Raw genomic sequence first — 12,792 nt, 5'->3', positions numbered from 1 at the left:
GGGCCAGTGAGGATGGGCCAATGAGGATGGGCCGGTGAGGATAGGACAGTGAGGCTGCAAGGCAAATCGGCGCTGATCACGGGATCGGCGCGAGGCATCGGCAGGGCTTTCGCCGAAGCCTATGTGCGCGAGGGCGCCACTGTCGCGATCGCCGATATCAACCTTGAAGCCGCGCAGAAGACGGCCGCCGCGATCGGCGACAATGCCTATCCCGTGAAACTCGACGTCACCGATCAGGCATCCATCGATGCCGCGGTGAAGGCGGTGGAGGACAAGGCGGGCGGTCTCGACATCCTGATCAACAACGCCGCTCTGTTCGACCTGGCGCCGATCGTGGAGATATCTCGGGCGAGCCATGAAAAGCTTTTCTCCGTCAATGTCGCTGGCACGCTGTTCATGCTGCAGGCAGCCGCCCGGTCGATGATCGCGCGGGGCAAGGGCGGCAGGATCATCAATATGGCAAGCCAGGCCGGGCGTCGCGGCGAGCCGCTGGTCGCGGTCTATTGTGCCACCAAGGCCGCGGTCATCTCCCTGACCCAGTCGGCCGGGCTCGATCTGATCAAGCACCGCATCAACGTCAACGGCATCGCGCCCGGCGTCGTCGACAGCGATATGTGGGACGAGGTCGATGCCTTGTTCGCCAAATACGAGAACCGGCCGAAGGGCGAGAAAAAGCGGCTGGTCGGCGAAGGCGTGCCTTACGGCCGCATGGGCAAGCCGGAAGACCTGGCCGGCATGGCCGTGTTCCTCGCCAGTGACGAGGCCGAATACATCGTTGCCCAGACCTACAATGTCGATGGCGGCCAATGGATGAGTTGAAAAGAACGATTTGAGGGGGACGGCGCCTCTTTCTTTCCTCCGGAGAAGGCGCCGCGGGGGCGGGTGAGGGGCCGCATGCTGGAACACCAGGTGCGGCCCCTCACCCTCGCCCTCCCGAAGGAGGCGAAACAGTCGGGCTGCAAATCGGCCAAAGGGTAAAGCAGATGACCGTGAAACTTTCTTCCTCGAGCCTCGCCGGGCTTCCGCCCAAGGTCGCAGGTCCGAACTATGACCGCTCGGCGCTGAAAGCCGGCATCGTGCATTTCGGTGTCGGCAATTTTCACCGCTCGCACCAGGCCGTCTATCTCGACGACCTGTTCGGTCAGGGCATCGGTCATGATTGGGCGCTGGTCGGCGCCGGCGTGTTCGACGGCGAGAAGATCGGCCGCGGCAAGCTTGAAGAGCAGGACTGGCTGACCACCGTGGTCGAGCAGGACGAGGGCCATATGAGCGCCCGCGTCACCGGCGCGATGATCGATTTCCTGATGCCGGGCGATGCCGGCGCCATCATCGATCGGCTGGCCGACCCGGCGATCAGGATCGTTTCGCTGACCATCACCGAAGGCGGCTATTTCATCGACCCGGCTTCCGGCGTCTTCAACCCGACCCATCCCGACATCGTCGCGGACGCGCAGCCGGGCGCCACACCAAAGACTGTGTTCGGCATCATCCTGGCCGGGCTGGTGCGACGCCGCGAGGATGGTATCGTGCCGTTCACCGTGATGTCCTGCGACAACATTCCCCACAACGGCCATGTCACGTCGGATGGCGTGATCGGCCTTGCCCGCCTGATCGACGAGGATCTGGCGAACTGGGTCAGCGACAAGGTCGCCTTCCCGAACGCCATGGTCGACCGCATTACGCCGGCAACCAGCGACCGCGAGCGCAAGATCCTCGCCGACGATTTCGGCCTCGAGGACAATTGGCCGGTGTTCTGCGAGCCGTTCCGGCAATGGGTGCTGGAAGACCATTTCACCGATGGCCGCCCGGCGCTGGAAAAGGTCGGCGTGCAGTTCGTCAAGGACGTCGCCCCTTATGAGCTGATGAAGATCCGCATCCTCAATGGCGGCCACGCCACCATCGCCTATCCGGCCGGGCTGATGGACATCCACTTCGTCCATGAAGCGATGCAGGAGCCGCTGGTGCGCGGGTTCCTCGACAAGCTCGAGCACGACGAGATTATCCCGACCGTGCCGCCGGTGCCGGACACGGTGCTGGAAGACTATTACCAGCTTATCGAGAAGCGCTTCTCCAATCCCAAGATCGGCGACACGGTGCGCCGGCTCTGCCTCGACGGGTCCAATCGCCAGCCGAAATTCATCATCCCGACCATCGCCGACCGCCTGAAGGCCGGCAAAGGCGTTGCCGGACTGGCGCTGGAATCGGCCCTTTGGTGCCGTTACTGTTTCGGCACGACGGACAGCGGCGCCGTCATCGAGCCCAACGACCCCAGCTGGGACCGGCTGAAGGCAACGGCGAAGGCGGCAAAGGACGCGCCCGCCGCGTGGCTTGCGATGGACGATATCTATGGCGATGTCGGCCGCGCCGCCGCCTTCGTCGAGGCCTTCGCCCACGCGCTCAACGTGCTCTGGGCCAATGGCACGCGCACCACGCTGACGCGCTATCTCGCCAGCAAGCTCTGAGAGCCAGCCGGCATCATGACGCCTGAACTGGTCATCTTCGACTGCGACGGCGTGCTGGTCGACAGCGAGGCGCTCTCCGTTTCGGCGCTGCTCGGCATGATCGAACTCGCGGGCGGCAGTCTCGGCGAGGACGCTGCCTACGAGCATTTCCTAGGCAAGAGCATGAAAAGCGTGCGCGAGATCCTCAGCCGCGACTTCGGCCTGGAGATCACCGATCAGCATCTCACCGCCATGCGTGTCGACCTCATGCGAAAGTTTCGCGAGGAGCTGAAGCCGATCCCCGGCGTCAAGGAGATGCTGTCGAACCTCGGCCTGCCGTACTGCGTCGCCTCTTCCGGCACGCTGGAACGCATTCGTTACGCGCTCGATGTCACCGGTCTGCTGACGCTGATGGAGCCACATCTGTTCAGCGCGGCCATGGTTGCCAAGGGAAAGCCGGCGCCCGACCTGTTCCTCCACGCCGCCGCGACTATGCGAGCCCATCCGCGCGGATGTCTCGTCATCGAGGACAGCCCGGCCGGTGTCGCCGCCGCACGCGCGGCAGGCATGCGCGTCCTTGCCTTTACCGGCGGCGCGCACGCCGGCAATCCGGGATTGAAAGCGCGGCTTGCGTCGACCGAACCGGACTTTATATTCGCTGACATGCTGCAATTGCCCGATCTGATTGCAGGCCTGGGAGCGAGAGTTAGAGCATCTTGACGAAACAGTTTGTCTGCGCGGTCGATGTCGGCACCGGGAGCGCTCGCGCGGGCATTCTCGACGCCAGTGGCGCCTTGCTCGGCCGTGCCGAGCGGCCGATCGCCATGAACCAGCCGAAGCCCGATCATGCCGAGCACGATTCGCGCGATATCTGGACCGCCGTCTGCACAGCCGTGCGTGCAGCGCGGGAAAAAGCCGGCGTCGCAGCCGGGGATATTGCCGGTATTTCCTTCGATGCCACCTGTTCTCTGGTCGTGCGGGACAGGCAAGGCGGCCAGCTCAGTGTGTCGACGAGCGGCGATAAGCGCTGGGACACCATTGTCTGGCTCGACCACCGCGCCATCGCCGAGGCCGACGAATGCACGGCGAGCGGCCACGAGGTGCTGAACTATATCGGCGGCGTCATGTCGCCCGAGATGGCGACGCCGAAGCTGATGTGGCTGAAGCGAAATCTACCGAAGACATGGAATGAAGCCGGCTATCTGTTCGACCTGGCCGATTTCCTGACCTGGCAGGCAACGGGCTCGCTGGCCCGCTCGCAATGCACGCTGACAGCGAAGTGGACTTATCTGGCGCACCAGGACATCGCATGGCAGCGCGACTTCTTCGAACTCGTCGGCCTCGACGATCTTTTTGACCATGGCAATCTGCCCGAAAAGGCAAGCCCGGTTGGCGTCGATATCGGCCCGTTGACAGCGCAGGCAGCGGCGGAACTCGGCCTGACCGAGAACTGCCGCGTCGGCGCAGGCGTCATCGACGCCTATGCCGGGGCGCTTGGCGTGCTCGGCGGCTTTGCCGGCGACGACCAGAATATTGGCCGCCATCTGGCGCTGATCGCAGGCACATCCTCCTGCGTCATGGCGATGTCGCCCGACCCGCAGCCTTTCGCCGGCGTATGGGGCCCTTACTACGGCGCCGCGCTGCCGAAGCTGTGGTTGTCGGAGGGTGGCCAGTCGGCGACCGGGGCGCTGCTCGACCATATCATCCGCTGGCACGGCGCCGGCGGCGAGCCGAACGCGGCCATGCATGCCAGGATCGCCGCGCGCGTCGCCGAACTGCGCGCCGCCGAGGGCGAGAACCTTGCCCCCCGATTACACGTGCTCCCGGATTTCCACGGCAACCGCTCGCCTCTCGCCGACCCGCACGCCGTCGGCGTCGTCAGCGGGCTGACGCTGGATTCGTCTTTCGACAGCCTGTGCAAGCTCTACTGGCGCACCGCCGTCGGCATCGCGCTCGGCGTGCGCCATGTGCTGGAGGCGCTGAACGAGAACGGCTACCTGATCGACACGCTGCACGTCACCGGCGGCCACACCAAGAACCCGCTCTTGATGGAGCTCTATGCCGACGCCACCGGCTGTACGGTCGTCGAGCCGCTGGCCGACGAGGCAGTGCTGCTCGGCACCGGCATGGTGGCGGCGACCGCCGCCGGGCTGTTCCCCGATCTCAACGCCGCCTGCCTTNCTGCCTTGCCATGCAGCAGGGCGGCAAGACACGCGCCGCCAACCCGGCGGCCGGCGCCCGCTTCGATCGCGACTACCGCATTTTCCTGGAAATGCACCGGCAGCGGCAGGTGCTCGACGCCATCCGGTAGGTTTTGGCGCTCTATTGCTTGCGCAGGGACGCGCCCGATGTCGCGTCGAACAGGTGGATCGCTTCCTCCTCGAACGCATAGCGGACGGGAGCATGCAGCACAGGGCATTCGCGTGCCGGAACCAGAGCGCTGATCTCCTTGCCGCCGGAGCCGAAGGTCACCAGCGCGTCATTGCCATGGAATTCGATGAGATCGGCAGTGCCTTGCAATATGCCGGCGGCGCCGGCGCCGGCCGTCTTCAGGTCCGGCGGGCGGATGCCCAGCACGGCGCGACCGCCCGGCTGGAGATGAAAGCCCGCCCCGTCTATCGAAAGCACCGTTCCAGCGCCGGTCAACGTCCAGCCGTTGCCGGCCCGGGCGGCCGTCACATCGACAAAATTCATGTTCGGCGTGCCGATGAAGCCGGCCACGAAAATATTGCCCGGCCGCCGGTAGATTTCCGCTGGCGAGCCGATCTGCTCGATGACGCCGTCCTTGAGCAGCACGATGCGGTCGGCGAGCGTCATCGCCTCCAGCTGGTCATGGGTGACATAGACGGTTGTGGTCTTCAGCGATTGGTGCAGCCGCGCGATCTCGACGCGCATATGGTTGCGCAATTTGGCGTCGAGATTGGACAAGGGCTCGTCGAACAGGAACACCTTGGGCGTCTTGATCATGGCTCGGGCGATCGCCACGCGCTGCTGCTGGCCGCCGGAAAGTTCGGCCGGCTTGCGGCCGAGATAGGGATCGAGCCCCAGCGTCCTAGACACTGCTTCTACCCGCTTGCGGATCTCGGCCGCCGGCACCTTCTGGCGCCGCAGCCCGAAGGCGATGTTGTCGAAGATCGTCATGTGCGGATAGAGCGCGTAGTTCTGGAACACCATGGCGATGCCGCGATCCCCCGGATCGAGGTCGTTGACCACCTTGCCTCCGATCGAAACCTCGCCGCCGCTGATGTCCTCCAGACCCGCCAGCATCCTGAGCAAGGTCGACTTGCCGCAGCCGGACGGGCCGAGGAAGACGACAAATTCGTGCTCTTCAATGCTGAGGTTGAGATCGCGGATGACCGTGGTGGCGCCATAGGCCTTGTCGACATGGGAGCAAACGATCGCGGACATTGTCAGCCCTTTTCGCCTGTAAGCAGGATCTGCAGCTTGACGTCCTGCGGGTTGCCTTCGGCGGCCCGTTCGAACGCCTGGATGCTGTCGGCGAAATCATAGGTGCCGGTGATCAGGGGCTTGAGGTCGACCTTGCCGGAGGCGATGAGTTGCAGGGCGCGGTCGAAGATGTTGGCATAGCGGAACACCGTCTCGATGCGCACTTCCTTCGAGATCGCCGCCGGCACGTTGAGGGTCACCGGCTCTACCGGCAGCCCGACCAGCACCACCGCGCCACCTGGCCTCACGACATCGAACAGGTCGGCGAAAGCCTTGGGGCTGCCGCTCGCCTCGAAGACGATGTCGGCGCCCCAATTGTCGGTCGCGGCCGCGACGGCATCGACCAGCGACTGCTCGCCGATGTTGACCGGCACGATGCCGGCATATTGCGCTGCGATCTTCAGCTTGGGCGCGGAAAAATCGGAAATCAGCACTTTCGAACAGCCGCCGGCAAGGGCGGCAAGCGCGATCATGATGCCGATCGGGCCGCAGCCGACGACGACGGCGACATCGCCCGGAACGATCCGGGCGCGGCTTGCAGCCTGCATGCCGATGGCGAAGGGCTCGACCATGGCGCCCTCGGCGAAGGAGACATTGTCGGGCAGCCTGTAGGTGAAAGCCGCCGGGTGCACCGCATAGGGAGCAAGAATGCCATGCACCGGCGGCGTCGCCCAGAAGGTAACGTCAGGGTCGACATTGTAGATGCCGAGTTTTGTCGCGCGCGACGACAGGTTCGGCACGCCGGGCTCCATGCAGACGCGGTCGCCGACCTTCAGACTCCTGACATTGGGGCCGACCTCGACGATTGTGCCGGCGGCCTCGTGGCCGAGCACCATCGGCGCCCGCACGACATAGCTGCCGATGGCGCCATGCGTATAATAGTGCACGTCGCTGCCGCAGACGCCGACCGTGTGGATGGCGATCCTGACATCGTCGGGTCCGACATCGAGTGGCAACGCGATCTCGCGCAGCGACAGTTCGCCTTTTTTCTCAAGTACCAAAGCCCGCATCGGGTCGTCCTCACTTCAAGTCTTTTTTTGCCGGAAAACGGAATTCAGGAAACCGCTGAGCACGCCGAGGAAAAGCAGCGGCGGCAGCGACAGGAGCACGACCGAGGCGTTCAAGATTCCCCACGGCACGTTCATGCCTTGCTGGGAGAGTTCGGACGCGACGATCGGCAAGGTCTTTGCGTTGGAACTCGACAGCATCAGCGCGATCAGGAACTCGTTCCAGACCAGCACGAAGCTGAAGGCAACCGCGCCGATCAGCGAACGGGCAGCCACGGGTAGCGCGATCCGCCAGAACACCGCGTAAGCGCCGTAACCATCGACGAAGGCGGCTTCCTCGATTTCTTTCGGCACGGCCTGAAAGGCCGGAATGGCCAGCCACATGATCACCGAGATGGTGAGCAGGGAATAGGTGACGATCAAAGCCGGCAAAGTGTCGTAGAGGCCGATTTGCAGCCAGATCACCATCAGCGGGATCGCCACCGCCACCGGCGGCAGGAAACGCAGCGACAGCACGAAGAACTGGATGTCGCCGGCCCAGCGGTTGGGATAGCGCGCTACGGCGTAGGCCGCGGGCAGGCCAAGCACGACGCCCATCAGCACGGCCGTGCCGCAAGCGATGACCGAATTGTAGAGGCCGGTGATGACGCTGTCGCGGCCAAGGATGTAGCTGATATTGGCAAGCGTCGGCGTGAACACAAGGCGGGGAACGCGGGTGATGATGTCGACGCTGTTCTTCAGTGAATTGAGCGCCGTCCACAGCAGCGGGAACACGGCCAGAAATCCGGCGAAGGCCAGGACGGCCTTGGCGATGATGCGACCGGCCTTCATGCCTGCACCCGCTTCCACAGCATGGTGAAGGTGATGACCGTGGCGATCATCATCAGCACGGCCATGGCCGAGGCGTAGGAGACCTTGCCGGACTCGATGAAGCCTTGCGAGAAGGCGTACATGTCGAGCGTTTCGGTCGCCACGCCGGGGCCGCCGCGGGTCATCACATAGATGAGGTCGAAGGAGCGCAGCGACTCGATCATCTTGACGAACATAAGGCTGATCAGCGGCGCCTTCAGCATCGGCAAGGTGACGTAGGCGTGGATCTGCCAGCGCCGGGCATGGTCGAGCCTGGCCGCCTCGATCGGCTGCGGCGGCAAGGTCTCCAGCAGCTTGAGCACGATGACGGCGAAGAACAGGCCCCATTGCCAGACATCGACCGAGGCGACGGCGAACAGCGCCGTCGCGGGCTTGGACAGCGGGTCGAAGATCAGCCCGCCGGTTAGCAGCCGGTAGGGGTAGGTGGCGATTCCGTAGAGCGGATGGTAGGCGAACTTCCACACGAAGGCGGCCGAGACGCGCGGCAGCAGCACCGGGATGATGAACAGCAGGCAGTAAAGATTGCGCAGGCGCGGCGACGCGACCTCGAACATCAACACGCCCAGCCCAATGGCCACTGCCATTGTCGCCACGACGGTGACGATCTCCCACTTCACCGACACCCAGACGGCGTTGACGAAGCGGCGGTCGGAGAATAGATCCAAAAAGTTCGAGAACCAGACCCAGGAATAGGCCGTCGAGCTCAGCTCGCGGTTCTGCAGGGCGATGATGACCGCGTAGAGCGTCGGCACCATCGACAGGACCAGCAGAATGACCAGTGTCGGCACGACAAAGGCGACCGGCAGGGATGAACGTCGAGGCATTGGTCTCAGGCCTTGCTGTGTCTTTGATATCTGGACGTGACTGGTGGGCCCTCCTGCGACGCACAGGATCCAGCAGTCCCGAGACTGCCGCGAACCGCGCGCCGCAAGAGGGAGGGACCTACTTCTTCACCAGCTCATTGGCATAGGCCTCGAGCTCGTTGAGGCTGCCCTTGACGTCGGTGCGCGTGCCGGCGATCAATTCCTCGAGGATGATGCCCCAGCGGTCGCCGAGATCCGGCCAGCGTGGGTCCTGCCAGAAGTTCACCGCCGTCACCTTGCCGGTTTCGGCAAGCGCCTGGCCGAGATCGGCGCCGTAGATATCGGCGAACTCCTTGCTGGACAGGATGCTGGTGCGGTTCAGCTCACCGAATTGGTGGGCGTCGAGCCGGCGCTTCTCGTTTTCCTTCGACGTCGCCCAAGCGATGAACAGGCCGGCGCATTTCTTCGAAGCGTCGTCGGCATTGGCTTTTGCCGCGATGGCAAGGCCATGGCCGTAACCGCCGCCGGGGAGTGGCGAGGGCGGCGGCAGGAAGCCGATCTTACCGACCACTTGCGAGGTTTTCGGGTCGACCGCCATGCCCGAAAGCGGCGTCGATTCGACGAGGATCGCGACCTGGCCCGACAGGAAGGCGCCGGTCGATTCGTCCCAGCTGCCGGTCTGCGTGCCGGGTGCCGAATCCTTGAACAGCTTCAGATAGGTCTCGGTCGCCTTGACCGCGGCCTCGGAATTGAAGGCCGGCTTGTCGCCATCGAACCACTTGCCGCCATAGGCCTTGAAGAACGGCATCCAGCGCCAGACATTGGCGCCCGAGCCGCGTGCGCCGCGCAACGCGATGCCATACATGCCCTTGTCGGCATTGGTCAGCTTCGGCACGTCGGCGATCAGCTCGTCCAGCGTCTTGGGCGGCTGGATGCCGGCGGCCTCCAGCACGTCCTTGCGGTAGACCATCAGGTCGCCGCCGCCGGTCAGCGGCGCGAACCAGACCTTGCCGTCATAGGTGGCAACCTTCTGGCGGCCTGGGTCGAAGTCGGCATAGTCGTAGTCAGCCGGATAAAAATCGGTCAGCGGCACGATCCACTTCGACGAGGCGAAAAGCGCCACATTCGCTTCATCGACATAGTAGACGTTGTAGTTGCCGACTGTGGACGCGTCCGCGCGCGACTTGGCGCGGCGATCGTTCTCGTTAAGATAATCAATCTTGAAGCCCGCGCCGGAGAGCTTCTCGAACTCGGCCTTTGAGTCCTCCAGAAGCGTCAGGCCGTCGCGTGGCTGCGCCAGCACCTTGACCGGTGCCGAACAGACCGGCGCCTGCGCCAAGGCTAGGGTTGAAACGGTAGCGGAAAGCACGAAAGCTGCGCCAAGGCTGGCAGCGAGCCGAACTGGTTTCATGATCTTTTCTCCTCCAGGAATACGTGGCGGGAAACGCAGGTCCTCGGGTTGCGCGATCCTCACCATCGCCCGAACGACATGCCACCCATCGCCAAAATGCGCGGTTGCGATGGGCCAAGCTAGAAGCCCCGTTGCAGCAGACCTGTACTTTTATGCATTGTGCAGCGCAAAAATCGGCGTCCACATACGGGGCGCGTCACACGAGTATCGATCTGGTCCAAAATGGTGATTCAGGATGCGCTTATGCGCGCATCGCCAGACGCTGCCGCGACAGCTTGCGATAGGATGTCGGCGTCATCTTGTGCTTGCGCAGGAAGGCGCGGTTGAAGTTGGAGATGTTCATGTAGCCGACCTGGAAACAGATGTCGGTGATCGGCACATCGGTGTCGGCCAGCAGCTTGCACGCCTGCCATAGCCTGAGCTTGGCAAGATGGTCGCTGAACGAATTGCCGGTGTTCTTCTGGAAGAACCGCGAGAAGGTGCTTTCGCTCATGCCGGCCAGCTCGGCCACGTCAGGCAGCTTCAGGTCCTCGGCGAAATGTTGGAACAGATAGGTCAGGGTGCGCTGGATGATGTCGAGCGAGGCGGCGTCGAGAACCGGCTGGAAGTTCGGTGATGACAACAGCTCATACTCATCGGTCCGGGCCAGCAGGTCGACCAGTTCGAGGAACAGGCAGAACCGGGCCAGCCCATGCACCGTACCCATCCGCTCCATCAGCGCGGCGCCTTCAAGCGCGGTCCCGCCGTGGAAGACCATGCCGCGCAGCGACCGTTCCAGGAACGGCTCCAGTTCGCGCAATTCCGGCAGCATGTCAGCCGATCCACGCAGCCGCTCGGGATCGAATTGCAGCACGATGTCGCGACCCTCGATCAACTCGCCTGGCTGCACCGCGGTGACCCAGTCATGCGGCAGGCCGCCACCGACGATGGTGAGGTAGCCCGGCCCGAACTCGCCAATATGGTCGCCGACCAGGACCACGCCGGAGGATTTCCGCAGCAGGTGGATCTCGTATTCCGGGTGGAAGTTCCAGACATTGCGCTCCCAGGGATAGTCGTCCAGCCGCCACAGGAAACTGTCGCTCACCTCGGTGACGATATGCTCGAAGGAAGGCGCCGTGCGCGGGATCGCGGCCGTGTTCTTTCTGGGTTTGAACGCCATCCTGCCTCCCACATTCGCCGTTGCCGAGTTTTTATCCGTAGCAGCCCGGGCCGGCAAGGGAGCGAGGCGACGCCTCCCGGCAATGGCGCTGGCTCAATCTGTTCTCGCGCCCCCTCCCTTGCCTTCATGTCGCATTTCGTTCAAGAGACGGCGCAAACGCCGCGAAACCGAAGGTTTTGCCGTTTGCAATGCGGCTTCCGGCTCTTTGCCGACGCGCCGCAACCTTGAAAGAGCAGGACAATGTCCGCGATCGAAGCCGGCGCTCGCGCGCCGGAAAATCTTTGGCGTCAGGAAATCAGGGCGACGCTGGCGCTGGCCTGGCCGATGGTGCTGACCAATCTCGGCCAGACGGCGATGACCGCCACCGACGTCATGATGATGGGCCGCCTCGGCGCGGACACGCTGGCCAGCGGCGCGCTGGGCGCCAACCTGTATTTCATGCCGCTGATCTTCGGCCTCGGCCTGATGCTGGCGACTTCGCCGATGATCGCCACCGAGCTTGGCCGCCGCCGCTATTCCGTGCGTGACCTGCGCCGCACCGTGCGCCAGGGCCTGTGGCTTGCGATCCTGATCTCGGTCCCGATCTGGCTCGTGCTGTGGCAAGGCGAGGCCATCCTGCTGGCCATGGGCCAGGAGCCGGCGCTGGCGCGTCAGGCCGGCATTTACCTGCGCTGGCTGGAGTGGGCGGTGCTGCCCTTCTACGGCTACATCGTGCTGCGTTCGTTCATCTCGGCGCTGGAGAGGCCGGGCTGGGCGTTGGTCATCGTCTTCGTCGCCGTGGCTTTCAATGTGTTCGCCAACTGGGTGTTCATGTTTGGCAATCTCGGTGTTCCGGCCATGGGCATCGCCGGCTCGGGCCTTGCCACCTCGCTGTCCAGCACGCTGATGTTCGCCGGCATGGCTGTCGTGGTGATGTGGGAGAAAAAATTCCGGCGCTATCACCTGTTCGGCCGCTTCTGGCGATCCGACTGGCCGCGCTTCAAGGGCCTGCTGCGGCTCGGCCTGCCGATCGCCGGCATCCTTGCTTTCGAGGTGACGATCTTCAATGCCGCCGCCCTGCTGATGGGCCTGATCGACGCGGATTCGCTGGCCGCGCACGCCATCGCCATCCAGATCGCCTCGATTTCCTTCATGGTGCCGCTCGGCCTCAACCAGGCGGTGACGGTGCGGGTCGGGCTTGCCCATGGCGCCGGCAATCCAGAAGGTGTGTCGCGTGCCGGCTGGACCGCCTTCGTCATCGGCGTTTCCTTCATGGCGCTGATGGGGCTGGTGATGGTGCTTTGGCCGCATCTCCTGATCAGCGCCTTCATCGACCTTGGCAATCCTGCCAATGCCAGGGTGATCGCGCTTGCCGTTTCGTTCCTGGTTTTCGCCGCCCTGTTCCAGGTCTTCGACGGCGCGCAGGCGGTGGCTGCCGGCATGCTGCGCGGCCTGCACGACACCAAGGTCCCGATGATCTATGCCGCGATCGGCTATTGGGGCGTCGGCCTGCCGCTCGGCGTGCTGCTCGCCTTCCATTTCGGCTTCCGCGGCGTCGGCATCTGGATCGGCCTGTCTTCGGGGCTGGCCGTGGTGGCGGCGCTGCTTCTGGCCCGCTGGCTGCGGCGCGACCGCATCGTTCCGTCAGGCGCGTTCGGACATTGATCCAGGTGGC

The 12,792-nt window shown here is 64.1% G+C and carries 10 protein-coding genes and 1 pseudogene; 5 read left to right on the top strand and 6 right to left on the bottom strand.

The genetic code is table 11. The features are described from left to right. Positions 1-48: 48 nt before the first annotated feature. The 4 genes and pseudogenes from X739_RS160325 (at position 49) to X739_RS01000000165825 (ending at position 4,752) form a co-directional block, all read left to right on the top strand. Entirely contained in the window at positions 49-819 is a 771-nt protein-coding gene (locus X739_RS160325) for an L-iditol 2-dehydrogenase (protein ID WP_023793149.1), read from the top strand. 164 nt (positions 820-983) lie between these two features. Next, on the top strand, positions 984-2,462 hold the full coding sequence (locus tag X739_RS160330) for a mannitol dehydrogenase family protein (protein ID WP_023793148.1): 1,479 nt from the start codon (positions 984-986) through the stop codon (positions 2,460-2,462). Between the two features lie 15 nt (positions 2,463-2,477). Beyond that, on the top strand, positions 2,478-3,161 hold the full coding sequence (locus X739_RS160335; RefSeq protein ID WP_023772220.1) for an HAD-IA family hydrolase: 684 nt from the start codon (positions 2,478-2,480) through the stop codon (positions 3,159-3,161). Further along, positions 3,158-4,752, top strand: a pseudogene (locus X739_RS01000000165825) (FGGY-family carbohydrate kinase). Before X739_RS160335 ends, X739_RS01000000165825 begins: the two are co-directional and overlap by 4 nt. Before the next feature lie 11 nt (positions 4,753-4,763). Here X739_RS01000000165825 and ugpC read toward each other — a convergent pair. The 6 genes from ugpC to X739_RS160365 form a co-directional block, all read right to left on the bottom strand. Then, a complete protein-coding gene (gene ugpC / locus X739_RS160340; protein ID WP_023793144.1) occupies positions 4,764-5,849 on the bottom strand; it encodes a sn-glycerol-3-phosphate ABC transporter ATP-binding protein UgpC in 1,086 nt (361 codons plus the stop codon). 2 nt (positions 5,850-5,851) lie between these two features. Further along, positions 5,852-6,898, bottom strand: a complete 1,047-nt coding sequence (locus tag X739_RS160345) for an NAD(P)-dependent alcohol dehydrogenase (RefSeq protein ID WP_023772224.1) — start codon at positions 6,896-6,898, stop codon at positions 5,852-5,854. Between the two features lie 15 nt (positions 6,899-6,913). Further along, entirely contained in the window at positions 6,914-7,726 is an 813-nt protein-coding gene (locus tag X739_RS160350) for a carbohydrate ABC transporter permease (RefSeq protein WP_023772225.1), read from the bottom strand. Further along, entirely contained in the window at positions 7,723-8,589 is an 867-nt protein-coding gene (locus X739_RS160355) for a sugar ABC transporter permease (RefSeq protein ID WP_023772226.1), read from the bottom strand. Before X739_RS160355 ends, X739_RS160350 begins: the two co-directional genes overlap by 4 nt. 118 nt (positions 8,590-8,707) lie before the next feature. After that, positions 8,708-9,979, bottom strand: a complete 1,272-nt coding sequence (locus X739_RS160360; RefSeq protein ID WP_023772227.1) for an extracellular solute-binding protein — start codon at positions 9,977-9,979, stop codon at positions 8,708-8,710. Between the two features lie 241 nt (positions 9,980-10,220). Beyond that, complete coding sequence (locus X739_RS160365; RefSeq protein ID WP_023772228.1) at positions 10,221-11,138, bottom strand: AraC family transcriptional regulator; 918 nt, start codon at positions 11,136-11,138, stop codon at positions 10,221-10,223. A 240-nt stretch (positions 11,139-11,378) separates the two neighbouring features. Here X739_RS160365 and X739_RS160370 point away from each other — a divergent pair, with 240 nt between their 5' ends. Further along, complete coding sequence (locus X739_RS160370) at positions 11,379-12,782, top strand: MATE family efflux transporter (RefSeq protein WP_023772229.1); 1,404 nt, start codon at positions 11,379-11,381, stop codon at positions 12,780-12,782. The last annotated feature ends 10 nt before the right edge of the window (positions 12,783-12,792 follow it).

This window comes from Mesorhizobium sp. LNHC209A00 (assembly GCF_000502915.1).
Taxonomy (GTDB): domain Bacteria; phylum Pseudomonadota; class Alphaproteobacteria; order Rhizobiales; family Rhizobiaceae; genus Mesorhizobium.
Note: the sequence above shows the minus strand (reverse complement) of the source record. Positions and strands in the feature narration are given on the sequence as shown.